Origin of the sequence: Demequina lignilytica, from assembly GCF_030418305.1 — a bacterium.
Classification (GTDB): domain Bacteria; phylum Actinomycetota; class Actinomycetes; order Actinomycetales; family Demequinaceae; genus Demequina; species Demequina lignilytica.
This window is the reverse complement of record NZ_JAUHPX010000001.1, coordinates 609048-634797: the sequence shown is the minus strand read 5'-3', so window position 1 is coordinate 634797 and position 25750 is coordinate 609048. Positions and strand designations below refer to the sequence as shown.

26 protein-coding genes and 1 tRNA gene are annotated in these 25750 nt (G+C 73.6%); 19 read left to right on the top strand and 8 right to left on the bottom strand.

Features of this window, described 5'->3' with window-relative positions; genetic code table 11:
• Positions 1–3 precede the first annotated feature (3 nt).
• From nadD to QQX10_RS02885, 14 genes are all read left to right on the top strand, one after another.
• Positions 4–594 carry a nicotinate-nucleotide adenylyltransferase gene (gene nadD / locus QQX10_RS02950; RefSeq protein WP_301120122.1) on the top strand — a complete coding sequence of 197 codons (591 nt, stop codon included), beginning with the start codon at positions 4–6 and terminating at the stop codon, positions 592–594.
• A complete protein-coding gene (locus QQX10_RS02945) occupies positions 587–2464 on the top strand; it encodes a hypothetical protein (RefSeq protein WP_301120123.1) in 1878 nt (625 codons plus the stop codon). Before nadD ends, QQX10_RS02945 begins: the two co-directional genes overlap by 8 nt.
• Positions 2464–2826 carry a ribosome silencing factor gene (gene rsfS, locus QQX10_RS02940; protein ID WP_301120124.1) on the top strand — a complete coding sequence of 121 codons (363 nt, stop codon included), beginning with the start codon at positions 2464–2466 and terminating at the stop codon, positions 2824–2826. The genes QQX10_RS02945 and rsfS overlap by 1 nt, the downstream gene beginning before the upstream one ends.
• Positions 2823–3437 carry a histidine phosphatase family protein gene (locus QQX10_RS02935; protein WP_301120125.1) on the top strand — a complete coding sequence of 205 codons (615 nt, stop codon included), beginning with the start codon at positions 2823–2825 and terminating at the stop codon, positions 3435–3437. Before rsfS ends, QQX10_RS02935 begins: the two co-directional genes overlap by 4 nt.
• Positions 3434–4039: a histidine phosphatase family protein gene (locus tag QQX10_RS02930; RefSeq protein ID WP_301120126.1), complete on the top strand. Its 606-nt coding sequence runs from the start codon at positions 3434–3436 to the stop codon at positions 4037–4039. The genes QQX10_RS02935 and QQX10_RS02930 overlap by 4 nt, the downstream gene beginning before the upstream one ends.
• Before the next feature lie 66 nt (positions 4040–4105).
• Positions 4106–4178: transfer RNA gene (locus tag QQX10_RS02925), tRNA-Ala, on the top strand.
• Positions 4179–4291: 113 nt separating this feature from the next.
• A complete protein-coding gene (locus tag QQX10_RS02920) occupies positions 4292–4723 on the top strand; it encodes a hypothetical protein (RefSeq protein ID WP_301120127.1) in 432 nt (143 codons plus the stop codon).
• A gap of 70 nt (positions 4724–4793) precedes the next feature.
• Complete coding sequence (locus QQX10_RS02915) at positions 4794–6350, top strand: succinic semialdehyde dehydrogenase (protein ID WP_301120128.1); 1557 nt, start codon at positions 4794–4796, stop codon at positions 6348–6350.
• A gap of 32 nt (positions 6351–6382) precedes the next feature.
• Positions 6383–7195, top strand: coding sequence for an SDR family oxidoreductase (locus QQX10_RS02910; protein ID WP_301120541.1), 813 nt, complete (start codon positions 6383–6385; stop codon positions 7193–7195).
• Positions 7196–7340: 145 nt separating this feature from the next.
• Positions 7341–8342 (top strand): hypothetical protein, encoded by a 1002-nt coding sequence (locus QQX10_RS02905; protein ID WP_301120129.1) that lies wholly within the window; start codon positions 7341–7343, stop codon positions 8340–8342.
• Positions 8326–8682: a GntR family transcriptional regulator gene (locus QQX10_RS02900; protein ID WP_301120130.1), complete on the top strand. Its 357-nt coding sequence runs from the start codon at positions 8326–8328 to the stop codon at positions 8680–8682. Before QQX10_RS02905 ends, QQX10_RS02900 begins: the two co-directional genes overlap by 17 nt.
• A gap of 124 nt (positions 8683–8806) precedes the next feature.
• Positions 8807–10492 (top strand): FAD-binding protein, encoded by a 1686-nt coding sequence (locus QQX10_RS02895; protein ID WP_301120132.1) that lies wholly within the window; start codon positions 8807–8809, stop codon positions 10490–10492.
• Positions 10493–10574: 82 nt separating this feature from the next.
• Positions 10575–11339 (top strand): SGNH/GDSL hydrolase family protein, encoded by a 765-nt coding sequence (locus tag QQX10_RS02890; RefSeq protein ID WP_301120134.1) that lies wholly within the window; start codon positions 10575–10577, stop codon positions 11337–11339.
• Positions 11340–11348: 9 nt separating this feature from the next.
• Complete coding sequence (locus QQX10_RS02885) at positions 11349–11834, top strand: NUDIX hydrolase (protein WP_301120136.1); 486 nt, start codon at positions 11349–11351, stop codon at positions 11832–11834.
• A 6-nt stretch (positions 11835–11840) separates the two neighbouring features.
• On the opposite strand, the gene QQX10_RS02880 is transcribed toward QQX10_RS02885, so the two are convergent.
• The 3 genes from QQX10_RS02880 to QQX10_RS02870 all read right to left on the bottom strand — a co-directional run bounded on the left by QQX10_RS02880 (position 11841) and on the right by QQX10_RS02870 (position 15900).
• Positions 11841–12713 carry an HAD hydrolase family protein gene (locus QQX10_RS02880; protein ID WP_301120138.1) on the bottom strand — a complete coding sequence of 291 codons (873 nt, stop codon included), beginning with the start codon at positions 12711–12713 and terminating at the stop codon, positions 11841–11843.
• Between the two features lie 10 nt (positions 12714–12723).
• Positions 12724–14175: a glycoside hydrolase family 43 protein gene (locus QQX10_RS02875; RefSeq protein ID WP_301120144.1), complete on the bottom strand. Its 1452-nt coding sequence runs from the start codon at positions 14173–14175 to the stop codon at positions 12724–12726.
• A gap of 156 nt (positions 14176–14331) precedes the next feature.
• Complete coding sequence (locus tag QQX10_RS02870; protein ID WP_436968549.1) at positions 14332–15900, bottom strand: MDR family MFS transporter; 1569 nt, start codon at positions 15898–15900, stop codon at positions 14332–14334.
• Positions 15901–16058: 158 nt separating this feature from the next.
• Between QQX10_RS02870 and QQX10_RS02865 the strand changes: the two genes are divergently transcribed.
• The 5 genes from QQX10_RS02865 to QQX10_RS02845 are packed head-to-tail and all read left to right on the top strand — an operon-like array spanning position 16059 to position 22068.
• Entirely contained in the window at positions 16059–17075 is a 1017-nt protein-coding gene (locus QQX10_RS02865) for a hypothetical protein (protein ID WP_301120148.1), read from the top strand.
• Between the two features lie 26 nt (positions 17076–17101).
• The gene (locus QQX10_RS02860; protein WP_301120152.1) at positions 17102–17755 is read left to right on the top strand and encodes an NADPH-dependent F420 reductase; all 654 of its coding nucleotides are present in this window, start codon (positions 17102–17104) and stop codon (positions 17753–17755) included.
• Positions 17756–17797: 42 nt separating this feature from the next.
• Positions 17798–19765: a family 43 glycosylhydrolase gene (locus QQX10_RS02855; protein WP_301120153.1), complete on the top strand. Its 1968-nt coding sequence runs from the start codon at positions 17798–17800 to the stop codon at positions 19763–19765.
• A complete protein-coding gene (locus tag QQX10_RS02850) occupies positions 19762–21030 on the top strand; it encodes a glycoside hydrolase family 43 protein (RefSeq protein ID WP_301120155.1) in 1269 nt (422 codons plus the stop codon). The genes QQX10_RS02855 and QQX10_RS02850 overlap by 4 nt, the downstream gene beginning before the upstream one ends.
• Before the next feature lie 15 nt (positions 21031–21045).
• The gene (locus QQX10_RS02845) at positions 21046–22068 is read left to right on the top strand and encodes a glycerate kinase family protein (RefSeq protein WP_301120157.1); all 1023 of its coding nucleotides are present in this window, start codon (positions 21046–21048) and stop codon (positions 22066–22068) included.
• Here the strand turns inward: QQX10_RS02845 and QQX10_RS02840 are convergent.
• The 5 genes from QQX10_RS02840 to QQX10_RS02820 are packed head-to-tail and all read right to left on the bottom strand — an operon-like array spanning position 22043 to position 25631.
• Entirely contained in the window at positions 22043–22960 is a 918-nt protein-coding gene (locus tag QQX10_RS02840) for a pirin family protein (protein ID WP_301120159.1), read from the bottom strand. The genes QQX10_RS02845 and QQX10_RS02840 overlap by 26 nt on opposite strands.
• A 17-nt stretch (positions 22961–22977) precedes the next feature.
• Entirely contained in the window at positions 22978–23265 is a 288-nt protein-coding gene (locus tag QQX10_RS02835; protein WP_301120161.1) for a GNAT family N-acetyltransferase, read from the bottom strand.
• The gene (locus QQX10_RS02830; protein WP_301120164.1) at positions 23265–23966 is read right to left on the bottom strand and encodes a CE1759 family FMN reductase; all 702 of its coding nucleotides are present in this window, start codon (positions 23964–23966) and stop codon (positions 23265–23267) included. Before QQX10_RS02830 ends, QQX10_RS02835 begins: the two co-directional genes overlap by 1 nt.
• Positions 23963–24433, bottom strand: coding sequence for a MarR family winged helix-turn-helix transcriptional regulator (locus QQX10_RS02825; RefSeq protein ID WP_301120184.1), 471 nt, complete (start codon positions 24431–24433; stop codon positions 23963–23965). Before QQX10_RS02825 ends, QQX10_RS02830 begins: the two co-directional genes overlap by 4 nt.
• A 10-nt stretch (positions 24434–24443) precedes the next feature.
• A complete protein-coding gene (locus QQX10_RS02820; RefSeq protein ID WP_301120186.1) occupies positions 24444–25631 on the bottom strand; it encodes an LLM class flavin-dependent oxidoreductase in 1188 nt (395 codons plus the stop codon).
• Positions 25632–25750: the final 119 nt, after the last annotated feature.

Here is a 25750-nt window from a genome sequence, read left to right as displayed (position 1 = left end):
GCCGTGACGGGCGAGCGCATCGGAGTCCTCGGAGGAACGTTCGACCCGGTGCACCTGGGGCACCTGGCGGCAGCGTCCGAGGTGTGCGACCGGCTGGGCCTCGACCGCGTGCTCCTGGTGCCGACCGCCGCTCAGCCCTTCAAGGTGGACGAGCCCGCGGCGCCCTCCGCGCATCGTCTCGCGATGTGCGAGCTCGCGGCGTCCGGCGACCCGCGGCTGGGGGTCTCGACGGTCGACCTGGACCGCGGGGGAGTGACCTACACGGTGGACACCCTCGCCGACCTCCACGCCCTCCATCCCGACGCCGAGCTGTTCTTCATCACGGGCGCCGACGCCCTCGCGCGGCTCGACGAATGGAAGGATGCGGACAAACTGCTCGAGTCCGCGACCTTTGTGGGAGTGACGCGCCCGGGTCATGCGTTGGATCAGTCGGATAGGCCACATATCCTGGTCGAGGCGCCCGCCCTGGCGATATCCTCGACCGATGTGCGTCGGCGGGTCCGGGCGGGCAGGACGATCCGCTACCTGGTCCCGCACGGGGTGGCCGACTACATCGCTGCGAACGGGCTCTACGACGGAGGAATAGATGACTGACCAGGGCCGGCCCCTGTCGCGCCGCGCGCGTCGTGAGGCCGAGGCCAGGGCGGCCGCTCCCGACGAGCCGACGACGCCGATCCCGCGCGCCGACCCGTCGACCTTCACCAACCCCGACGGCACCCCGCTGACGCGTCGCCAGCGTCGCGAGATCGAGCGGCAGGACAGCCCCCTCGAGACGTGGACCGCCGAGGAGGAGCTGATCGCGACCGGTCAGCTCCCGACGATGACGCCCGACCTGCTCGCCGCGCAGGAGATGGTGGAGCGCCGTCGCGCCGAGGAGCGGGCGGAGCAGCCGGCTGCGGAGCCCGCCGAGCCCGAGCAGATGGTCGACCGCGCCCGGTCGATGTTCAGGCCCGAGCCCGAGCCGGAGCCTGAGGTCGCGGAGGAGCCGGAGCCTGAGGTCGTGGCGGAGCCGCAGCCCGAGCCTGAGCCGGAGCCCGAGGTTATGGCGGAGAGCGTCGAGCCCGAGCCCGAGCCCGAGCCCGAGCCTGAGCCGGAGCCCGAGCCTGAGCCTGAGGTTGTGGCGGAGAGCGTCGAGCCCGAGCCCGAGCCCGAGCCCGAGCCCGAGCCTGAGCCGGAGCCCGAGCCTGAGCCTGAGGTTGTGGCGGAGAGCGTCGAGCCCGAGCCCGAGCCCGAGCCCGAGCCGGAGCCGGAGCCTGAGGTCGTGGCGGAGCCGGAGCCCGAGGTTCTGGCGGAGAGCGTCGAGCCCGAGCCCGAGCCCGAGCCCGAGCCTGTCGACATCACCGAGGCGCCGACGCAGGTGCTCGAGCCCGAGCCGGAGATCGCCGAGGCCCCCGCCGAGCAGGCCCCGGCGACCGACGCCATCCCCGAGCAGTACCGGCACCTGTTCCCGCCGGGCTCGCTCCAGGCGAGGCGTCTGCAGGAGCGGCTCGAGCGCGGGGAGAGCATCACCCCGCCGTCCGGCACGCCAGCGCCGGCCGCGCCCGCCGGCGAGGACCCCGCCGAGGAGATCCGCCGACTCACCGCGGCCGCCATGGCGGGCATCACCCGCGCCCAGCAGGCGCGACAGCCCGAGCCGCAGCCTGAGCCTGAGGCCGTGGCGGCGCCCGAGCCCGAGCCGGAGGCGGTGGCGGCGCCGGAGCCGGAACCGCAGCCCGAGTCTGAGGTCGTGGCCTCCGAGCCTGAGCCCGAGCCCGAGCCCGAGCCCGAGCCCACCACCGCATCGTTCTTCGCTCCCGTGCTGCCTCCCGAGGGCGCCACCGAGCCCGACGACGCCGGCGTGCCCTACGCGCCCGAGATGCCCGCGCGCGCCGACGAGATCGACCCGACGACCGCCCTGCCGCAGCGTGGGGGCGTCCCGATCTCCGAGCAGCCGACGCAGCCGATGCCGCCGATCGCCGCGCCCGAGATGCAGCCGCAGTCGCAGCCGGGGCCGGAGGCCGAGACGGAGCCGGAGCCGAAGGCTCAGCCCGAGGCGCAGGCGCCCGCTCCGATGGCGCCCCCGGCGCTCCGGCCCGCGGGGATGCCCTCTAGCGGCGAGGTTCAGACGGCAGCAGCGGCGGCGCCGTCCCTGTGGGCGAACCACCCGCTCGCCGTCGCGCAGCCTCGTGAGGTTGCCGACTACGCCCCGTCGCAGGACATCCCGATCCCCGACTTCACCAAGATCATGCACGGCTACGCGTCGACCACGTCGTCGGCCGGCACCGCCCCGGTCGGGCAGGTCGGCGACGAGCCCACCGGCACCGACATCCCGGCGCTCACCGGCGGCATCGAGGTGCCGCGGCGTGCGCTGCCGGAGGAGCACGAGGAGGGCGGCCACGGCTTCGGCTGGCAGCACCTCGCGGTGATCGCCGCGGCGGCGTTCCTGCTCGGCGTGCTCGTGTGGAACCTGACGGGGAACGCCTGATGGCGGCGACCGAGCGCACCCTCGAGCTGGTGCAGGCCGCCGCGCGCGCGGCCGACGCCAAGAAGGCGGAGGGGATCGTGGCGCTCGACGTGTCCTCGCATCTGCCGCTCGCGGACGCCTTCCTCATCGCCTCGGCGTCCAACGAGCGGCTCGTGGCCGCCGTGGCCGAGGCCATCGAGGAGGAGCTCGCCAAGCACGGCGCAGACGCGGTGCGGCGGGAGGGCGTCCGCGAGGGACGCTGGGCTCTGCTCGATTTCAACGACGTGATCGTGCACGTCATGCACGAGGAGGAGCGGTCCTACTACGAGCTCGAGCGGCTGTGGAAGGACTGTCCCGTGATCCCCGTCGAGACGGGCGAGTGACCCGGATCTTCGTCGTCCGTCACGGCCAGACGGACTGGAACCTGGCGGGACGGCTGCAGGGCTCCTCCGACATCCCGCTCAACGGGACGGGCCGCGCGCAGGCGCGAGCCGCGGCATCGTCCCTGTGGCCCGCGCTGGGGCCTCGCCCCACGTTCGTGTCCTCGACTCTCGGCCGGGCCGTCGAGACCGCGCGCATCATCATCGGCGACACCGATGCGTCGCTGCATCAGGACGCGCGGCTGGGGGAGCGCCGCTACGGGCCCTGGGAGGGGCTCCTGGCGACGGAGCGCAAGGAGCGCTTCCCGGACGACCACGCGGCGTGGAGCGCCGGTCTCGAGCCGGACTTCGAGGGGTACGAGAACCACGCCACGGTCGCCGCGCGGATGACCGCGGCCGCGCACGAGTGGACGGCCCGCGTGGACGGCGACCTGGTGCTGGTGGCGCACGGCTCGTCGGGCCGCATGCTGCTGCTCGCGCTCCTCGGGTTGCCGCTGCACGGACGCACGCTGGGGAACCTCGAGAACGCCGCGTGGTCACGCCTCGTGGCCTCGCCGGCGGGTGGCTGGTCGCTCGAGCGTCACAACGTCGGGGCGCCGGCGGTGACCGCGTGACCGTCCTGGTGCTGCTCCGGCACGGGCAGACCGAGTACAACGCGGAGGGGCGCCTGCAGGGGTCCCTCGACGTGCCGCTCGGCGAGCACGGCCGGAACCAGGCGGCGGCCGCCGCCCGCGCGATCGTCGACGGGTACGGCGTGCCCGACCGGATCGTCACCTCGCCGCTGTCGCGCGCGCGCGACACCGCGGCCGCCGTCGGTGCGCTCGTGCCCGTCCCCGTCACGGTCGACCGTCGCCTCCGCCAGCGGTCCTACGGCGAGTGGGAGGGTCTCACCTGGGACGAGGTCAAGCTCCGCTGGCCGCGCGACTACGAGCGCCGCCTGCGCGGCGAGGACCCGCAGATCGCGGGCTGGGACGTGGCCGCCGAGGTCTCCGCGCGCGTCTCCGAGGCGCTTGCCGAGGCCTGCGACGGTGCACGACTGGTGGTGGTCGTGAGCCACGGCAGCGCCATCATGCTGGGCTCGCTCGCGCTGCTCGGGCTGGACGCGCATGCGACCACGCTGGGCAAGCTGCCCCACGCCCATTGGAACGTCCTCGCGACCGCCCACGGCGGCTGGTCGCTCGCACGCTACGGGCTCTCGGCCGCGGCCGCCGATTAACACCTGCGCCCGAATCTGGGCTACTATCTCTCTTGCTCTCAGGAGCACGGGATCCGCGAGGATCACGGGGCTGTGGCGCAGCTGGTAGCGCACCTGCATGGCATGCAGGGGGTCAGGGGTTCGAGTCCCCTCAGCTCCACGAAGTGTTGAGACAGCACTGATCGAAGGGCCGCCCTCAGGGGCGGCCCTTCGTGTTTCCCCCCGAGGCCGGGCCTGCCGTGCGACGATGCCGGGGAGCGAGGGAGGCGCGACATGGCCGGTGACGGCTCGGTCCGGCGCACCGCGGACGACGTGGACGCCTTCCTCGCGGCGAGCCCTCGCGCAGGCACCCTGCAGGCGGTCGACGCCGCGCTGCGTGCGGGCATGCCCGGCGCGCCGCGCACGCTGTGGCGGGGAGTCTTCTGGGGCGGCACGGATCAGGCGATCGTCGGCTACGGGGACATCCGGCAGCCGCGGCCCCGGGGCGCCGACGTCGACTGGTTCCTCATCGGCCTCGCCGAGCAGAAGAACCACGTCAGCCTGTACGTGAACGCGGTCGCCGACGGCGCCTACCTCGCACACCGCTACGCGGAGCGCCTCGGCCGGGTGAAGGTCGGCTCGGCGGTCGTGACCTTCAGGCGGCTCGAGGACCTCGACCTGGCCGTGGTGACGGAGATGGCGGCGCGGGCGTACGGCCCGTCCTGAGCCGCGTGGTCGGGCGGTGCCGCGTGGCGTGAGCGCGACCGTGCACCGGGTGTCACCTAGAGTGCGTGGCATGACGACGACGTCCTCCCTGCCGGCCGCGGCGCTCGACCCGGCCCGCGCATCGTCCCTCGCCGCGCTCGCGACCGGCGGGGGTGAACCCCTCGCCTCGACCTGCCCGTGGGACGGCACGCTGCTCGGCGAGCTGCCGACGGCCACGCGTGAGGACGTCCTCGCCTCCGTGGAGCGGGCGCGCGGCGCCCGACGCGCGTGGGACGCGACCCCGCTGCGCGAACGTGCCGCCATCGCCCGGCGGGTCGCGGTGCTCGCACGCGACCGTCGAGACTCCCTCATGGATCTGATCCAGCTCGAGACCGGCAAGAACCGGCTGAGCGCGTTCGAGGAGGTCGGCGACGTCATCCTCAACGCCGCCTACTACGCGCGCACGGCCCCGCGCGCGCTCCGGTCGAGGCGGCGGCGCGGCCTCATGCCGGTGCTCACCTCCGCGATCGAGCATCGCCTCCCGGTGGGGGTGGTGGGGATCATCACGCCCTGGAACTACCCGCTCACGCTCGTGGTGTCCGACGCGCTCCCGGCGCTGCTGGCCGGCAACGCCGTGGTGCTCAAGCCCGACTCGCTGACGCCGCTGACGGCGCTCGCCGGGCTCGAGCTGCTGCGTGACGCGGGACTGCCCGACGGCCTGATGCAGGTGGTCCCCGGCGCCGGACGCGACATCGGGCCGACCCTGGTCGACGCGGTCGACCAGCTCCAGTTCACCGGATCCACCGCGACCGGTCGCAAGCTCGCGGCGCGCTGCGGGGAGCGGCTCATCGGCTGCTCGATGGAGCTCGGCGGCAAGAACTCGATGGTGGTGCTCGAGGATGCCGACGTCGCCCGGGCCGCGGCGGGCGCGGTGCGCGCCTGCTTCTCCAACTCCGGCCAGCTGTGCGTCTCGATCGAGCGCATCCACGTGGCCGACGCGGTGCACGACGCGTTCGTCGAGGCGTTCGTCGCACGCGTGACCGAGATGACGATCGCGGGCGGCCTCGGGTGGGGTCCCGGCATGGGCTCACTCGCGTCGCCCGCGCGCGTCGCGGCGGTCATGGCGCACGTGGACGATGCGGTGGCCCGGGGCGCGACGGTCCTCGCGGGCGGCCGGGCGCGGCCGGACCTGGGCCCGGCGTTCGTCGAGCCGACGGTCCTGACGGACGTCACCGCGGAGATGAGGGTCGCGCAGGAGGAGACGTTCGGGCCCGTGGTGTCGATCTCCCGCGGCGCGTCGGAGGCCGAGCTGATCGCGTCCGCCAACGCCGGGGGCTACGGCCTCAACGCGGCGGTGTGGTCGCGGAGGCACGGCGCCCGGGTGGCGCCGCTGCTCGAGGCGGGCACCGTCAACGTCAACGAGGGGTACGCCGCCGTGTGGGGGTCCACGGACGCGCCGATGGGCGGGATCAAGGACTCCGGGCTGGGCCGCCGCCACGGGATCCACGGGCTGCACAAGCATACCGAGTCGCAGGCGGTCGCGACTCAGCGCGGGCTGCCGGTCGCGCCTCCACCGGGCTGGTCGGATCGCCGCTACGCCGAGGTCATGACACGGGCGCTCGCCGCGCTGACGAAGGTGCGTCCGTGAGGGCCGGCGGCCTGCCGCTCGCCGGCGCCCGGATGCTGATCACGGGCGGCGGGTCCGGGATCGGCCGCCTGATGGCGCTCGAGGGCGCCCGCCGCGGTGCCGAGGTGATCGTCTGGGACCTCGACGAGGCCGCCGGTGCCCGGGTGGCGGGCGAGATCGACGCGCGAGGCGGTCGCGCATCGTCCGCCGCGGTGGACGTGTCCCGGCATGACGAGGTGGCCGCCTCCGCGCGCGCCGCCGGCGACGTCGACGTGGTCATCAGCAACGCGGGTGTCGTGACCGGCGCCCCTCTGCTCGAGGCGAGCGAGGAGGGGATCGAGCGCACGTTCCGCGTCAACGCGCTCGCCCCCTACTGGATCGCGCGCGCCTTCCTGCCGGGCATGCTCGCCCGGAATCGCGGCACCGTGGTGACCGTCGCGTCCGCCGCGGGGCTGGTCGGTGTCGCGCGGCAGACGGACTACGCGGGGTCGAAGTGGGCGGCCGTCGGGTTCACCGAGTCGCTGCGGGCGGAGCTCCGCGCCCAGGGGTCGCAGGTGAGGACGTTGGTGGTGTGCCCGTACTACATCGACACGGGCATGTTCGCCGGGGTCCGGACGCGGGTGCCGGCGCTGCTGCCGATCCTGCGTCCGGAGCGCGTCGCCGAGCGCGTGATCGACGGCATCGAACGGGGTCGCGAGCAGATCGTGATGCCTCCGCTGGTGCGGGTGCTCCCCGTGGTGCGCGCGCTGCCCGTGCGCGCCTTCGACGCGGTGGTCGACGCGTTCGGGGTGAACCGGTCGATGGACGAGTTCACGGGCCGTCCCGCCGATGCTCCGCACGGATCGGGCTCCGACACGCCGAGGTGAGGGCGCGGGGCGGCGCGCCGAGCCGGCGTGTCGCGCGCGGAACCGTGCGGAGCATCGTGGGGGTGGTGCCGTGCTCGCGAGCGGTGGCGTCGCGCCAGCGGCTCCCTAGTGTTATAGTTCTTCTATAACAACTTCGGAGGTTCTCATGTCCGTCCCCCATGACACGGCCGCGTCCCGCGCGATCGCGGTCGGAGTGATCGCGCCGGTCGCCGTCGCTGCGACCGCGGTCGTCGTCCAGCTGCTCATGCTCGGGGACCTGCCCGACCCGGTCGCGACCCATTGGGGGCCGTCCGGGGTCGACGGCTTCGCGCCGGCATGGACCGTGCCGCTGATGACGGCGCTGCTCGCCGGCGGCCTCCCGCTGCTCATGTCGGCGATCGCGGTGCCGCCGATCCGCGCGGGCGAGCGCGGCTTCGTGCTTCGCCTCCTGATCGCGATGGCGGTCGGGCTGGGCGTCTTCCTCGCGCTCATCCTCACCGGGTCGCTCGTGCTGCAGCGTGGCCTCGAGGACGCCGCGGACGCCGGATCCGTGCTCCCGGTCGTGGCGATGGCGGTCCCGATCGGCCTCGCGGTCGGTGGGGCGGGCTGGTTGCTCCAGCCCCGCCACGAGGCGGCGCCCGTGGCGGCCACGCCCGTCGCGCCCCTCGAGCGCCGGCCGGGCGAGCGGACCATGTGGTTCGGGCGCGCGGAGATGGCGCCGCTCCCGCTGGGCGCCCTGCTCGGTGCGACGGTCCTGCTGGGCGTGCTCGCGCTCGTCATCGGCCTGACCTCGGATCCGGTCGCCGCGTGGGTCCTGGCGGGCACCGCGGTGCTCATCGGCACGCTGGTCGCGACGCTGACGGTGTTCCGCGTGCGCGTCGACGCCGCGGGCCTGACCGTGCGCTCCGCCGCCGGGCTGGTGCGGATGGGGGTGCCGGCGTCCGACGTCGCCGGCGTCGCCGTCACCGAGGTCAAGGGGCTGAGCCAGTACGGCGGGTTCGGGATCCGGTCCATCCCGGGGGCCACGGCCGTGGTGCTGCGATCGGGCGCCGCGCTGGAGGTCACGCGGGTGAACGGGCGCCGCTTCGTGGTGACCTTGGACGATGCCGGGGGTGCCGCCGCGGTGCTCGCCGCCGTCGCGGAGGACGCTCGTGCTGCTCAGGATTGACCCGGCCGCGGGCGCGCCGCTGTACGACCAGATCGCGGCGTCCATCCGCGCGGATGCCGCCACCGGCGCACTGGTCGAGGGGGATCGGCTGCCGTCCGCGCGGGAGGTCGCGGAGTCGCTCGACGTGAACCTCCACACGGTCCTCAAGGCGTACCAGATGCTCCGCGACGAGGGCCTGGTGGAGATGCGCCGCGGCCGCGGCGCCGTCATCGGTTCCGCCGCGGCCTCGCTCGCCGACCTCCGCGCCGACGCGCAGGCGCTCGCCGCCCGCGCCCGCGAGCTCGGCGTCGGACCCGAGGCGCTCGCCGCCCTGGTGCGGGCGGCCGCTCAGGAGTCCTGACGCCGGCTGCGGAGCCGCCTGGGGGGGCGACCGCGCCGGGACATCGATCCGGACAGTGATGTCCGGTAGGATGCGAGTCACCTCCGGACAGGGTTGTCCGGATCGAGTCTCCAGGGGAGTGGGCATGACGAGGTGGGATGAGGAGGTCGACCTGCTCGTGGTCGGCACCGGTGCGGCGGCGATGTCGGCGGCGATCGCGGCGAAGGACGAGGGCCTGGAGGTCCTCGTGGTCGAGGGCTCGAGCGAATGGGGAGGGTCCACGGCGATGAGCGGCGGCGGCTGCTGGCTGCCGAACCACCCCGGGATGAAGGAGATCGGCGTCGACGACTCCGAGGACAAGGTCCTGACCTACCTCGACGCCTGCGTGGGGACGCCGGAGGAGGTCGGCCCCGCATCGTCCCTCCCGCGGCGTCAGGCGTTCGTCCGCACCGCCCCGGTGGTCCACGCCTGGCTCGAAGGCCACGGCATGGTGTGGCAGACGGCGAAGAAGTACCCCGACTACTACCCGGACCTGCCGGGCGGGATCGCGGGCGGCCGGACGGTCGAGCCGGCCCCGTTCGACACGCGACGGCTCGGCGACTGGTGGGACCACGCCCGCAACGCGCTGCCGCCCATCCCGCTGTTCGCCGGCGACACCTACCTGCTCGCGCGCGCGTGGTCGACGTTCTCGGGCATGGTGGGCGGCGCGCGGCTCGTGCTCCGTACGCTCGGCGGCCTGGTGACGGGCAAGCGGCTGTCCGGGCTCGGCATGTCGCTCGCCGCCCGCCTCATGTGGATCGCGAGGTTCGAGCAGGGCACCGAGGTGCGGCTCGACACGCCGCTGACGGACCTGGTGGTCGAGGACGGGCAGGTGGTCGGCGCCGTGGTGGGCGGACCGGACGGCGAGCGCCGCATCCGCACCCGGGCCGGTGTCCACCTGGGCGCGGGAGGGTTCGACCACAACGCCGCGTGGCGCCAGGAGTACCAGGGACTCGACCAGGAGCACTCCTCCGGCAACCCCGCGAACAAGGGGACCGCGATCGAGATCGGCATGCGACACGGCGCGGACGTCGCGCTCATGGACGATGCGTGGTGGGGTCCGTCGGTGGTGCCCGCGGGCGAGCACGGGGCGACCTTCATCGTCTCGGAGCGCTCGATGCCGTTCACGATCGTCGTCGATCAGGACGGCCAGCGCTACGTCAACGAGTCCACCAGCTACGTCGACTTCGGCCACGCCATGATCGAGCGCGGGCTCGAGCGGACCAACCACTCGTGGATGATCCTCGACGTCCGCCACCGCCGGCGCTACCTCAACAACGCGTTCCTGGTCGGGCGGAAGGCCCTGTTCGCCGAGGGCGGGGCCGTGGAGGCGGACACCCTCGAGGAGCTCGCGGAGCGCATGGAGGTCCCCAAGGACGCCTTCCGGGCCACGATCCAGCGCTTCAACGCCTTCGCACGCGAGGGGGTCGACCGCGACTTCGGCCGCGGCCGGGACGCGTACGACAACTACTACGGCGACCCGTCCCACGGCCCGAACCCCAACCTGGGCGAGATCGCCCACGGGCCGTTCGTCGCGATCAAGATCATCCTCGGCGACCTGGGCACCAAGGGCGGCCTGCTCACGGACGAGCATGCCCGCGTGCTCGACACGGCGGGCGAGGTGGTCGGCGGCCTCTACGCCGCCGGGAACTGCTCCGCGGCCGTCGTGGGGCGGACGTACCCCGGCGCGGGCTCGACGCTCGGCCCTGCGCTCGTGTTCGGGCACATCGCTGGACGGCACGCCGCCTCGCGGCTCCGGCAGGCCGCGCCCGCCGACGCCGCCGGGGTCTGACGCGGGGCGCGCGGGTCCCGGTCGGGTGAGGGGCGGCCGGGACCGCGCGCGGGGTGCGGCGCACCGCGCTAGGGTCGACCGCATGAGATATGTCGCACTCGGTGACAGCTTCACGGAGGGCGTCGGGGACCCCGCCCCCGGGGGTGGCCTGCGCGGCTGGGCCGATCTGGTCGCCGCGGGCCTCGCCGCCGGGCGCGACGAGCCGGTGCACTACGCGAATCTCGCGATCCGCGGCCGGCTCATCGACCAGATCGTCGACCAGCAGCTCCCGGCCGCGCTCGCCCTCGAGCCGGCTCCCACGGTCATGACCTTCAACGGCGGCGGCAACGACATGATGCGCGCCGGTTGGGACACCGGGCACGTGGTCGACCTCTGCCTGCGCGTGGTGGCCGCCACGGCCGACGCCGGCGTCTCCCTGATCATGCTGAGCGGGCCGGACCCGACCGCGAGGCTGCCGCGCGGCCGGGTGTTCGCCGACCGGGCCGACGCGATGATGGCGGCCCTGCACGACCTGGGCGAGCGGCACGACCACGTGACCTTCGTGCACAACTACGGGGACGCGGAGATGCGGCGCGCGGCCTACTGGTCGCCGGACCGGCTCCACCTCAACCCCCTGGGCCACTCACGCGTCGCGGCCCGCGTGCTCACCGCGATGGGGGTGCCGACGGATCTGCCTCGCGACGATGCGCCCGATCCCTCGGCGCCCGGCGTCCTGGGCGAGGCGCGCTACGTCGCGACGTACGTGCTGCCCTGGTTGGCAAGGCGCCTCACCGGGCGGTCCTCGGGTGACGGCCGCGAGCCGAAGCATCCCGGCTGGGTCGAGGTGCCGCGCGCGTCGTCCCTCTAGGCTGGCCGCATGCCGACGCCCGACTTCATCCTGTCCCTGCGCGCCGCGGTGGGTCACGAGCTCCTGTGGCTGTCGGGGGTCACCGCGGTGGTGCTGCGGCCCTCGGCCGCGGGTGGGCGGGACGTGCTCATGGTGCGGCGGGCCGACAACGGGGCGTGGACGCCGGTGACGGGCATCATCGACCCGGGGGAGCAGCCCGCCGTGGCGGCCGCGCGCGAGGTGCTCGAGGAGGCCGACGTGGTGGCCGAGCCCGAGGCGTTGGTGCGCATCCACGCAGAGCCGCCGATCAGCTATCCCAACGGCGACCGGTCGCAGTACCTCGACCACACGTTCCGCTTCCGCTACGTCAGCGGGGAGCCGTTCCCGGCCGACGGGGAGAACACGGAGGCGCGCTGGTACCACGAGGACCGGCTGCCGATCATGAGCGCCGAGATGCGCGCCCGCGTCGGCGCGGCTCTGGCGCCGGGCGACGTCTGCGCGTTCGACCGCGCATAGGCGAGGTCAGGCGAGACCCAGCTCCTCGAACAGGGTGGCGATGCCCCCGCGCGTCGGCGACGGCGTGGTGCGGTCCGCCGCGGCGATCGCGCGCGGGTGGCCGTCCTCGATCGCGATGCCGAGCGCCGCGTACTCGAGCATCTCCACGTCGTTCGGGCCGTCCCCGACCGCGACGATCGCGGCGCGGTCGAGGCCCAGGTGCCGGCGCACGGCGTCGACGCCGACGGCCTTGTGCAGGGAGGCGAGGTAGATCTCGCCCGCCCCGTCACCCATGTCGGGCACGGAGCTCGGGAGGGCGGCGACCTCCGGACCGATCTCCTCGACCACCTCGGTGATGGGTGTCCGACCGCCGAAGCAGGTGATCTTGGAGAACGCGACGCCCGCGAGCGACTCGCGCGGCTCCATCGACGCGAGGACGTCCCGCAGGCCGACGGCGGTCGACGGGTCGATCCCCGCGGCGCGCAGGCGAGCCTCCCAGCGCTCGCGGAGCGCCTCGATCACGCCGGGCCGCGTGTGGTTGCGCTCGCCGGCCTCGAGCACGTACGTCGCGCCGTGCCGGTCGAGCACCTCGCGTGCCCGGGTCGCGAGCGGCTCGGGGAAGCGGACGTCGGCGAGGACGCGGTCGCCGACCAGGACATGCGCGCCCGCGCTCGCGACCATCCCGTCGAAGCCGGCGGCACGGATCGACGCGGGGATCATCGACACCGGCCGCCCGGTGCTGAGGAACACGAGGTGGCCTGCCGCGCGGGCGTCGCGCACGGCGCGCGCATGCTCGGGGGGCACCACGCCGTGGTGCGCGTAGGTTCCGTCGATGTCGAGGAAGACCGCGCGGCGGGACGATGCGCCGGCGGCCGTGCCGCGGGAGGTCGCTGGGGTCACGCGCCCCAGCCTACGAAGGGTCGACGTCCTTGCGCGCCCAGACGGGGGTGCCGTCCGCCGTGAGGACCGAGATGCCCCACGTCCACGCGTCGGCCGTGGGGTTCCACGCGCGCATCGCGACGCCCGTGAATGTCGCCTCCGAGGTCTCGATGGTCACGTGCCCGCCGTCCTCGAGGGTCCACGTGCCGTCGAGGACGCCGCTCACGTTGCCGTCGGGCTCGAGCGCCAGGGGGGCGGACATCGGCGTCAGCGGTGAGATCACGCGGTCGAAGGTGATCGCCTGCCATGTCCCCGCGAGGTCGTCGGGTGACGCGGTCTCCGACGCCTCGCCGGCGTAGCGGCCCGGGGACACCACCGGCCAGCCGTCGACGGTCAGGTACGTCCGGTGGACCCGGACCTGATGCATCTCGCCCGTGCCGGGGAACCGCGAGTGGAAGACCAGCGAGGTCGCGCCCGTCTCGGGGGCGCGGTACCAGGAGTTGTGGCCCGGCGACACGTATCCGGCCTCGACGCCGACCGCCGGGGCGTCCGCCCACTCGTACCCGCCCAGGATCTTGACCCCGTACGGCTCGATCGACGCATCGTCGAACACGGTGCCCGGCGCGCCGGCGACGTCCGCGGCGGGGTTGCCCTGCGCGTCGACGTACGGGCCGCCGGGATGCTCCGAGCGGAACACGCGCACCTCGTAGCCGCCGGACGCGTCGAGGCCGCCGAAGGACACGTAGAGGTAGTAGTACCCGGTCTCGGGCGCGTACTGGACGGTCGGGCCCTCGATGCGGGCGTGGTTGCCGCCGAGCAGGTGGGTGCCGTAGCCCTGGCCCTCGAGCGGCAGGCCGGTGGCGGGGTTCATCTCGAGGATGAAGATGCCGCCGGAGTACGAGCCGTAGACCATCCACATGGCGCCGTCGGCGTCGTAGAACGCGTCGGGGTCGACCGCGTTGGGATGGACGGTCGCGTCGTACATCTCGCCGGGGTTCTCGGACTCCTGGTCCCACATCCCGGACCTCAGCAGGATCCCCTGGTCGACGTAGGGGCCGTCGACCGTGTCGGCGATCGCGAGCCCGAGCGCGGAGCGGGGGGAGTCGCCCTTGCAGGCGTTGTAGTACATCGCGTAGCGGCCGTCCGGGAGCTCGATCACGTCGGCCGCCCAGAGGGTGTCCGTCTGGGCCCACTCGAAGGTCTCCGCGAGCTCGGCGTAGACGTCCCCGAACAGCGCGTTGTCGGGGTCCGCATGCAGGTCGACGGTGTGCTGGGTCCACGCGATGAGGTCGGAGGAGTGCGCGGACGCGCCGTGGGAGCCGAAGATCCAGACCCGGTCGTCCGACGTGACCACGGAGGGATCGTGGACGGTGACGTCGGCGAGCTCGGGGGCGGGGGGCGGATCCGCGGGCCCGGCGCATCCCGCGAGGGTGGCGCCGGCCAGGGCGATGAGGGCGATCGCAGCGGCGGCGCGGCGGGTCACGGTGCTCTCCTGTTCGTCGTCGGACAGGGCGCGAGGTGGCGCGCCGGGGATTACTCTACAACGATGTAAATCGGCGGGTCAAAGCGACGGCGGGAGGGGGTGGCGTCGGGCGCGTGCCCGGCGGTGTGCCTGCGACACCGGACCCGCGCCGCGGCGTCAGTGACCGACCGGCGCGGAGGCGGCGTCGTCCGGGGTGCGCACCGCGAGGGCCGCGCCGATCGACACCGTCGCGAGGATCGCGGCGATGGTGAAGGCGCCTCGCATGCCGGCCGACTGCGCCGCGGCAGGGTCGACCCCCTCGGCGACGCGCGCGGCACCGATCGACGCCATCGTGGACACGAAGAGGGCCGTGCCCGCCGCGCCCGCCACCTGCTGCAGCGCCGAGACCGTCGCGGACCCGTGCGAGTACAGGCGCGCCGGAAGCGACCCCAGGCTGGCCGAGAACAGCGGCGTGAACAGGAGCGCCAGCCCCACCGACATCGCGGAGTGCGCCGCGACCAGCTGCCACCACGGTGTGGTCGGGGAGAGGATCGCGGCCAGCACCCAGAGCACGCCGGCGGTGACGATCGCGCCGGGCAGCACCAGCGGGCGTGCCCCGATGCGGTCGTACGCGCGGCCCACGATCGGACCCATGAGCCCCATCACGAGGCCTCCTGGCAGCAGCATCAGGCCGCTCTGGAGCACGCTGAGGCCCAGCACGTCCTGCATGAAGAGCGGCAGCAGGATGATCATCCCGAACAGCGCCATCATGCTCACGATGAACATCACCACCGCGACCGAGAACGTCGGCGTGCGGAACGTGCGCAGGTCCAGGAGCGCGTCGTCCACCCGCTGCAGCACCAGCTGCCGCCAGATGAAGGCGCCCACCCCGAGCCCGCCGACCGCGAGCGCGACCACGGTCTCGGGAGCCACGCCGCCTCCGCCCTCGCCGACCGTGCTGAGGCCGTACACGAGCCCGCCGAAGCCGACCGCGGACAGCGCCACCGAGAGGAGGTCGAGCGGGGCCTTGCGCGGCTCCGTGACGTTCTCCATCAGGCGCCAGCCGATCGCGAGGACCGCCACCGCGATCGGCAGCACGAACACGAACATGAAGCGCCAGCTGAACGCGTTGAGGATCAACCCGGAGATGGTGGGGCCGATCGCCGGGGCGACGGCGATCACCACCGTGATCGATCCCATGCGCCGGCCGCGCGTCGCGGGCGGCTCGAGCTGCATCACCGTGGTGATGAGCAGCGGCATCATGATCGCGGTGCCGCTCGCCTGGATCACGCGCGCCGCGAGCAGGACCTCGAAGCCCGGCGCGAGGGCGGCGACCAGCGTCCCGAGGGTGAAGAGCGCCATCGCCGTGAGGTACACCGGCCGGGTGTGGAACCGCTGCAGGAGGAAGCCGGTGATCGGGATCACCACCGCCATGGTCAGCAGGAAGGCCGTGGTGAGCCATTGGGCGTCGACGGCGGAGATCCCGAGGTCGTCCTTCAGATGAGGGATGGCGACGCCCATCACCGTCTCGTTCAGGATCACCACGAAGGCCGCGATGATCAGGGTCCAGATGACGACCGCGTGGCGTCGCCTCAGGTCGTGCGGGGCGTCGGGCTGGGCGGCGGTCTCGACCGGGGCAGGGGTGGCATCCACCGGTCGATTGTCGCAGGGGCGGCCGACATCGGGGACCTTGGTCCCTGGCGCCCCCCGAAAGTAGGGGGTTGTCCTGGGCGGGTGACCATGCATAGCATCGTTCTCGACACGCCGGGGGAGCGACACGCTGAGGAGCCTCCGGATCTCGCGTCTCAAATGGGGGCGGCCTACGGGCCGGGAGAATGCGGAGGTGGATCGTGGCACGGATGCCTGAGGGGGCTCTCCGGGACAGGATCGGGCAGGACGAGCGCATGAGCGCGCTCGCGGTGCACGTCGGGAGCGCGTCGATCGAGCCCAGCGGGCTGCGTGTGCTGCGGATGAGCGTCGCCGACGAGTCGGACGATGATCCGGCCGGCGGCGCCGCCTACGCCGCCATGTTCGAGCAGTGGGAGGCGGATCTGCGCGCGATGCGCCGGCCCGCGCGCCCCGAGATCCGCAGCGGCGGGATCGTGATCGGATCGCTCAACGGCGTCGCTGCACGGATCTACCACTCGCCGGCGCTCGCGCACTGGGCGCGCAGGCTGGTCTCCGGCGGGGCCCTCGCGAACGTGTTCCTGCCCCATCAGCGGCGCCTGCTCGCGTTGGGCGATGACGGTTCGCTGTTCGCCGGCCAGGAGCTCGACGACTTCGAGCGGGGATTCTTCCTGCACGCGATCGACGCGCGCGGCGCGCGGGCACGCGCCCGGATCCAGCAGTGGCTCGCGGCGCGCACCCTGCTCGACGTCAACCGCCCGCAGGCGTGGACCTCAGTCGGCTGCGGGGCCGCGCTGCCGATGGTGGGCGCGGTGGCCGACGCCGGCGAGTCGGGCGCGTCCGTCACCGCCGGCTTCTTCGACGGGTGCGGCGACGCGCGGGAGCTGGCGCGGCGCGCGCTGGCGGCCGCCGGCGTGGACCCGTCCTGCCATCGCCTGCTCAACTGGCGCATCGCGTCCCGCGAGGGCCTGGACGGCGTGGTCGGGCCGGAGTCGCAGGATCTGGTCGACCTGGTCGCCGTGACGGACCTGCTCGCCGACGGGCGAGCGGTCGAGCTGCTGCGTCGGGGCTACGCCGCGGTGCGCCCGGGGGGTGTCCTCATGTTCTCGGTCTCCCTTCCCGACCGTCCGCTGCCGCTCATGCTCGAGTACGGGATCGGCTTCGCGGGCTCGCACCCTCGCTCGCTCGAGAAGGCGGCCGCCATGCTCGAGTCGGCGGGGATCGACGTGCGCGACGCGATGGCGTGCCTGACCCCCGAGGGGTTGCACGCCGTGATCGAGGTGCGCAAGCTCTGACCGCGCGTGCATGGCACGATGCGCGCATGGCACCACGCGTCGGCATCCTCGGCAGGGGCCGCTTCGGCGGCGTGATCGCGGGCCTGTGCGTGCGCGCGGGCCTGGAGGTCGACTCGACCGGGTCGGGCGACGCCGATGCGTTGGCGCGGGTGGCGACGGCTGACATCGTGATCCTCGCGCTCCCGCTCGGGAGGCTGGAGACGGTGCCGCCGCACGCCCTCGCGGGAGCGCTCGTGGTGGATGCGACCAACTACTGGTGGGAGCTCGACGGGGCGCGTCCCGACCTCGAGGACCCGCGCACCTCGACGTCCGAGTCCGTGCAGCGGTGGCTGGCGGAGTCCCGGGTGGTGAAGGCGTTCGGCCATGCGAGCGCATGGGAGCTCGAGAACCTGGGGCGGCCCGCCGGGGATCCCGCCCGCCGCGCCCTCGCGATCGCGGGGGACCACCCGGACGACGTCGCCCGCGTGGGCGCGCTGGTGGACGCCCTCGGGTTCGATCCCGTGCCGATCGGCCCGCTCGCCGCCGGCGCGATGGTCGAGCCCGGCACGGAGACGTTCGGTGCCGACGTGGGCGCGGAGGAGCTGCGGGAGATCATCGCCCGCTTCCCGCGGTCGCAGCGGGGGAGGGTGATCGCGCGCGCACGCGGCGTCGACCCCTCGCGGCTGCCGGCGCTTTGGTAATCGTTGTAAATTCGGGTCTTCCGGGGCTAGACTCCTGGCCTTGTGACCGGAAATCCGCCCGGCGCCGATGAGGGCGCCACTCCCGACGCACCCGCATCCGACACGTCCGTGAGGCTCGCGGCCTACCACCGAGCGCCCACCTCGGAGGCGGAGGCGAACAACGCGGACATCGCGCTCAGCCTGCACCTCGCGATCGAGCGCGAGGCGGGCTGGGAGCCGCTGTTCGACAACTACGGGGTGTTCTTCGCCCGCACCTCGGAGACGCCGCCCGCGCTCGGTACCTCCGATGAGATCATCCGCTCGCTCGTCGACCCGTGCCTGCTCGCGACGCCGGACGGCGGCTACGCGGTCGTCGCCACCCGGGTCGCGCGCGGCGGCGGGCCGGACGGCACGGAGAGGTCGAGCGTGCTGGTGGCGGTCTCGCCCGACCTGCTCGAGTTCCGCGAGGTCGGGCTGCTCGAGCTGCCGACGGCGGCGGGCGTGCACCGCCCCGCTGCCGCCTACGACGCCGCGGCCGGCGCGTACGTCCTCACCTGGGTGGACGAGGCGGGGAGCCCGTTCCACTGCACGGTCGGAGACCTGGGCGACGCGTCGACGGTCGGCGCGCCCGTGCCCGGCGAGGCCGCGATCCCCGGCCTGATCGACGCCGCGGGCATCCCCGGAGCCGCCGACCGTGCGAGCACCCTGCGCGTGCCCGCTGACGTGGCGCGGGCGCTCGAGATCCGCCTCGGCCCCATCCGCAACACGGGCGCCGAGCCCCTGGCCGCGATCGAGGTCCCGGCCGGCGCGACGCTCGCACCGGCGATGCTCCCCGCGCGCCTCCACCTGACCTACGACGACGGCTCCACCGGCTCGCTCGCGATCGCCTGGGACCTCGACGCGCTCGCCGCGATCGACACCGCGGCCGCTGGCGACCACGAGGTGCCCGGCGCCGTGATCCAGCCCGTGTATCCGACGCCGTTCGCCGACGAGCGGGCCGACCCGAGCATCGTCCCCGTCGAGGTGGACGGCGAGCGGCGCTTCCTCATGATCGCGACCAAGGATCTCCACATGGACCCGGTCGCGAACTCGGGCGAGCCCGTCGGGATGCCGATCCGGATGGCCGCGCGCATCGAGGACCTCTCCGACGAGGCGCTCGAGGCGGGCCGCGTCGCCGAGGTCGACCTGCTGGTCCACGGCTCGCTCGACGCCCGCGGGGAGGCGATGACCGGATGCTTCTGGGCGCCCGAGATCCACCTGATCGACGGCACCCTGTCGATCCTCTTCATGCCGAGCTACGGCGACCCGACGGACATGTGGACGGGGCGCGCGAGCATCGTCCAGCTGCGCAAGGCCGCCGACGGCCGGCACCTCGACCCGACGGTGCCCGCCCACTGGACCGCGGCGCGCCAGGTGGTCCGCGCGGACGGATCCGCGCTCAACCACCTCCAGGGCATCTCCCTCGACATGACCTACCTCGAGGACTCTGGCACGCACTATTATTCCTGGCAGATGCTCGGTTCGGTGTTCATCGCGACGTTCGACCCCGCGGATCCGACGCGGCTGACCTCCGACCCCGTGCGGATCCTGGCGCCGGAGTTCGCGTGGGACAACCTCATCGCGGAGGGCCCGAACATCCATCGCCGCGGTGACACCCTCCACCTGCTCTACTCCGGCTCGTCGGTGGGCGACAGCTACACCACGGGCCTCGCGACCGCGCCCGCCGGGGCCGGCGTCGACCTCACCGACCCCGCCGCGTGGCGCCGGCTGGGCCACCCGATCCAGAAGTCGGGGCCCTACAACGGCGAGATGCAGCTCGGCACCGGTCACGGCATGTGGTCGGAGGACGAGCACGGCAACCTGCTCTACGTGTTCCACGCCCGCACGGACCACAAGGGCCTGACGGGTCGCGACACCTTCGTGCGGAGGGTGCACTGGGCCGCCGACGGCATGCCGGTGCTCGACATGGAGACCGAGGAGGAGCTGCTCCCGGAGCTCCGCGACGTCAGCGTGACGGTGCGCGTGCGATGAGCGGCGAGGAGCCCTACGGCTACCTCATGGTGCACTTCGTCGAGGACGCCGAGGGTTACCGCGAGAAGGTCCACCTGTCGCTGTCGCGGGGCGACGATGCGGAGGCCTGGGACCGCCTCAACGGCGGGGAGCCGGTGCTCGCCTCCCACCTGGGTACCACCGGGGTCCGCGACCCCCACCTGACGTTCGACCCGGCCACCGGCCGGTACTTCATCATCGCCACCGACCTGCGGGTGTTCGGCGGCGACGACCTGGGCTGGGACGCCTGGACGCACGGCTCCTCGACGCTGATGAACGTGTGGGAGTCGCGCGACCTGATCGTCTGGAGCCCCCTGCGCCAGCTCGACGTGTGCCGGGGCGCGGACGGCGCACCCGCCCCCGGGGTGCCCGCGCTCGACATGATGTGGGCGCCGGAGAGCACCTGGGTGCCGGACCTGCTCGGCCCGGGCGAGGGCGGCTTCGTCGTCTACTTCTCCGCCGGCGTCGCCGGCGGTCACCACCGCATCGTCTGGGGCACTACCACGGACTTCACCCAGGAGACGTGGCGGTACGGCGGCATCCTCCTCGACACCGGCGACCACGCGATCGACTGCTCGATGATCGAGCACGCGGGCCGCACGTACCGCGTCACCAAGGACAACGGCGCGACCGCGCGGGGCATCGTCATGGAGCGCACCGAGGCGGCGCGCTGGTGGGAGGCCGACGCGGTGTGGGAGCCCGTGCAGGACCGGCTCGGCGAGGAGCACGCGCGCGGCCACGGCGTCGAGGGGCCGCTGATGTTCCGCGCGCATGGCCGGGACCGGTGGTACCTCTACGTCGATGTGATCCCCGACGGCGGCTACCGACCGCTGGTGGCCGCCGACCTCGACGCGGAACGCCCCTGGAGGATCCTGGACAGCCCCGGATTCGACCTCCCGCCCGCCACCAAGCACGGCGGAGTCATCGGGCTGACCCGGGCGCAGCACGAGGCGCTACGGCGCGCCGACGCGCGCGCGGCGGTGACGCCCGACCTCGGGGCCGTCGCGGTCCTTCCGCCGACCGTGCAGGCGCACCTTCACGGCGGCGGCACCGCGTCGTTCCCCGTCGTGTGGGGAGCGGCCGCGGCCGACGGGTCCGTCGAGGGCGTCCTGGCCGGGACGCTCGGCGCGAACCTGAACGCCTGGGTGGGCGAGGGTGGCTCGACCGCGTGGGACGCGCCGGGCAAGGTCCCGCTCAGCACCACCGCGATCCGGGTGCGCGCGACCCTGGTGGGTCCGCGCGCGTAGTGCCAGGGTGATCCCATGGCCACCGTGGTGATCGCGCCCGACTCGTTCAAGGGCACGTGCCCGTCCGAGCGCGCGGCGGCGGCCATCGCCCGGGGCTGGCGGTCCGTGCGACCGGACGATGCGGTGGCCGAGATCCCGCAGGCGGACGGCGGGGAGGGGACCCTCGCCTGCGTGAGGCGCGCGGTGCCGGGCGCTGAGCTGCGCGCGGTGCCCGGCGGCACGGTGACGGGGCCGGCGGGATCACCCGTCCCGGGAGTCTGGCTCGACCTGGGCGACGGCACGGCACTGTGCGAGCTCGCCGTCGTGGCAGGACTGCACCTCATGCCCGCGCTCGACGCCCTGGCGGCGACCTCACGGGGGCTCGGCGAGGTGATCGCCGCGGCGATCGACGCGGGATGCGAGAGGCTGGTGGTCGCGATCGGCGGGTCGGCCTCCACGGACGGCGGGATGCCGGTGCTCGAGGCGCTCGGGTCGCGTCGCCCGCCGGTCGGGGGCGCGGTGGTGCTCACCGACGTGACGGCACCGCTGCTCGGGCCGAGCGGCGCGGCGGCGGTCTTCGGGCCTCAGAAGGGCGCGTCACCCGCGCAGGTCGAGGCGCTCGAGAGCCGCCTCGAGGCGGTGGCCGCGCGCCTGGGGTCGGACCCGACGGCCCCCGGCGCGGGTGCCGCCGGCGGCGTGGGGTACGCGCTGCTCCACTGGGGGGCGACGCTCACGCCGGGCGCGGCGGCGGTGGCCCGGATCACCGGGCTCGCGCAGGCGGGCGTGGCCGCCGACCTCGTGATCACCGGCGAGGGCCGCTTCGACGCGCAGTCCAGGACGGGCAAGGTGGCCGGGCACGCGCTCGACGCGTTCCCACGCGTCGCGGTGATCGCCGGCGAGGTGGCCGCGGACCCGGGGTGCTGGTCGGTGTCGCTGACGGCGCTCGCGGGGTCCGCCGAGGCAGCGATGGCCGCACCCGAGCACTGGCTCGAGCGGGCAGGAGCGCTCGCCGCCGGCCAGCCGTGGGCCGCCGTCAGATCGCCCGGCGTCGCGCCGTGAGCCGAGCCGTCGGGAGGCCGGGTGCGGGGATGCGCGACGTGTGCCCCGGGACCTCGGCGAAGCGCCCGGTCCGCGCTGTCCAGTCGTGATGGGCGGCGACGATCTCCTCGTGCGAGCGGCCCACGAAGTTCCACCACATCACGAGGTCCTCGCCGAAAGGCTCCCCGCCGATCAGCATCATGGTCGCGCCTGCCTCGGACGCGGCCGTCACCGCTGAGATCCCCTCGCCCAGGAACAGGATGCCGCTCGTCGGGGGGCCGGGGAGGGGAGACCCGTCCGCCGAGAGGCTCACGTCGCCGGACAGCAGCAGGATGCCGTGCTCCCAGCTCGGGTTCAACGGGAGCTCGGTGGAGGTGCCCGCGGCGAGATCGATCTGGGCTCCGACGATCGGGGTGTGCACCGTGGCAGGGGAGAGCGCACCGGCCAGCTCGCCCAGCATCACCGTCGCCACGGCGCCCCCGGCCGTCGAGGGGAGCGCGACCCGGGGCAGCTCGGTGTGGGTCTCGAACGCGGGAGCCCGGTGGCGCGCATGGTCGGGGAGCGCGACCCAGAGCTGGACGCCGTCGGCCGGAGACGGGACGGCGCCGGTGGCGTACTCGGAGTGGGCGATCCCCGCGCCGCTTGTCATCAGGTTGAGCTGGCCTGGGCGCAGGACCACGTCGGAGCCGAGCCCGTCCCGGTGGCGGATCTCTCCGAGCAGCGGCCACGTGACGGTCTGGAGGCCGATGTGAGGATGCGGGTCGACCCGCATGAGCGAGTCCTCGGGGCCGAAACGGTCCACGAAGCACCATGCCCCGATGCTCGGCATCCCCCGCTGGGGGAGCGAGCGCTGCACGCTCATCGCGCGCAGGCCGCCCAGCGGCACCTCGCGTGGTGCGAGGACGCGCGTCACTGGCCCAGCCGGCACCGTCATGCCCGGTTGGGCACCACGCGCACGCCCTCGACGGTGTGCTTCTTGAGGTACGCGCGGATGTAGGGGCACTGCGCGCGCACCGCGAGCCCCCGCGCGGTCGCGTCCGTCAGCGCGCCGTGAGCCAGCACGCCCGCCAGCCCCTTGCCTTGGAAGCCGTGGGAGATCTCGGTGTGCGTGAAGGTCGCGACGCCGTCGGCGACGGCGACATCCGCGAAGCCCGCGAAGGCGCCGTCGGCGCGCAGCTCGTAGCGCGACTCGTCCTCGTTCCAGGTGACGTCCGCCATCAGGCCCGCCGCGGGTCGAACGGGTCGTCGTCGGAGTCGCGGAGCGAGCCGCCTGTCGCGAGGCGCATCATGTCCGAGGACAGGTCGATGTCGAGCTCCGTGCCGCCGGCGGAGCCGTAGGAGTGCTGATACGAGTCCCACGACTCGTCGCGCACGGCGCGGGCGAAGCCGGACTCCATGAGCAGCACCAGCTCGCGTCCGGCGCGCTCGATCCGAGCTCCGAGCGCCTTGTCCGTCCAGTCCTCGGTGGAGGCGAACAGGCTGGTCGGCACGGGCAGCGTGCGCAGGTAGGCGAACAGGGCACGCATCTCCTCGTCGACCACCAGGGCGTGGCGGGCGGTGCCCGCGGTGGCGCCGAGGATCACCGGCTTGCCGATCAGCAGGTCGTTGTCGATGACCTGGAAGAAGCTGGTGAACAGGCCGGACAGGCCCGCCTTGTAGACGGGGGAGGCGACCACCAGGCCGTCCGCCCGGACCAGGGCGTCGACCGCACGGGTGAAGCGCGGCCCGAGCAGCTGGCTGGACATGGCCGCAGGCAGCTCGGGCAGGAGCTCCCGCAGGTCGATGACGGTGGTGGTGACGGTGTGGCCACGCTTTTCAGCGAGTGAACTCACTCGTTGGGTGGCGCGGTCGGCGAGCAGGCGCGTCGACGACGGGTCGGACACGCCCGCGCTCACGATGACGAGCCGGAAGTCGGTCATGATCGGTGCTCCTGGGACAGCTTGTGGGTGAGGGACTCGAGGAGCGTGAGCTCCTCCTCGGTGAGGGCCGCGGTCATCGCCCTGGCGACCGAGGCGCCGTGCCGGCGCCCGATGCGGCGCTGGAGGTCGCGGCCCGTCGGGGTGAGGGTCAGGTGGGCGGCACGCGCATCGGACGGATCCGCGCATCGTGCCACCAGCCCGCGCTCGACCAGCCGGTCGACCAGGCGCGACAGCGCCGGCTGGCTCAGCAGGACGTGGCGCCCCAGCTCGGACAGCCGCTGGGGCTCGTCGCACTTGGACAGCGTGTACAGGACGTCGTACTCGCGCATCGACACGTCGGACCACAGGTCCTCGGCGGCGAAGCGGCGCATGAGCGTCGCGTGCGCGGCCATCGTCGCCTCCCAGGCGTCGTTCGCGAGATGCGAGCGTGCGCGCGCGGGGGCCGCGGCGGGTGCGGTGGCGGTCATCGCATCGTCCCTACAGGGTGGGGTAGGCGGAGACCTCGGTCTCCGAGTCCTGGTAGGGCGAGCCTCCGGTGACGTTGTCGCCGCGGTTGGCGTTCGGGCGCGGCTGGCGGGCGCCGGCGTCGCCGTACTTGGCCTTCACCAGGTCGGCGTGCGACGGCGGGTTCGCGGGCGACTCGGGGTCGCGGCGCTTCTCGAGCTCCTCGCGCAGCACCGGCACCACGTGCTCGCCCAGCAGGTCGAGCTGCTCGAGCACGGTCTTCAGCGGCAGGCCGGCGTGGTCGACCAGGAACAGCTGGCGCTGGTAGTCGCCGAAGAACTCCTGGAACGTCAGCGTCTTGTCGATGACCTCCTGCGGCGAGCCGACGCTCAGCGGCGTCATCTTCTCGAAGTCCTCCATGGACGGGCCGTGTCCGTACACGGGAGCCTCGTCGAAGTAGGGGCGGAACTGCGCATGCGCGTCCTGGCTGTTCTTCGCGATGAACGACTGCCCGCCGAGGCCCACCACCGCCTGCTTCTGGGTGCCGTGGCCGTAGTGCTCGAAGCGCTGGCGGTAGAAGCGGATCAGGCGCTGGTAGTGCTCCTTGGGCCAGAAGATGTTGTTGGCGAAGTAGCCGTTGCCGTAGAACGCGGCCTGCTCGGCGATCTCCGGCGTGCGGATCGAGCCGTGCCACACGAACGGCGGGACGTCGTCGAGCGGGCGCGGGGTCGAGGTGAATCCCTGCAGCGGAGTGCGGAACTGACCCTCCCAGTCCACGACGTCCTCGCGCCACAGGCGGTGCAGCAGGTTGTAGTTCTCGAGCGCCAGCGGCAGCCCCTGGCGGATGTCCTGGCCGAACCACGGGTACACGGGCGCGGTGTTGCCGCGGCCGAGCATCAGGTCCATGCGGCCCTTCGCGAGGTGCTGGAGCATCGCGTAGTCCTCGGCCAGGCGCACCGGGTCGTTGGTGGTGATGAGCGTGGTGCTCGTGGTCACCTGGAGGCGCTCGGTGAGCGCCGCGATGTGCGCCAGCAGCGTCGTCGGCGAGCTCGAGAAGAACGGCGGGTTGTGGTGCTCGCCGATCGCGAAGACGTCGAGGCCCACCTCCTCCGCGTGCACCGCGATCCTGACGATCGCGTCGATGCGCTCGGCCTCGGAGGGCGTGTGGCCGCTGACGGGGTCGCGGGTGATGTCCGAGACGGACATGATGCCGAACTGCATGATCTCTCTCCTGACGCGAGGGCGGGGTCTTCGCCGCCGATTATATGCATTTGCATGTAACTAACGCCAGGTCGCGGTATTCATTCCCGGCGCGGCGTGGTTGGCTTGGGCTGGAAGAG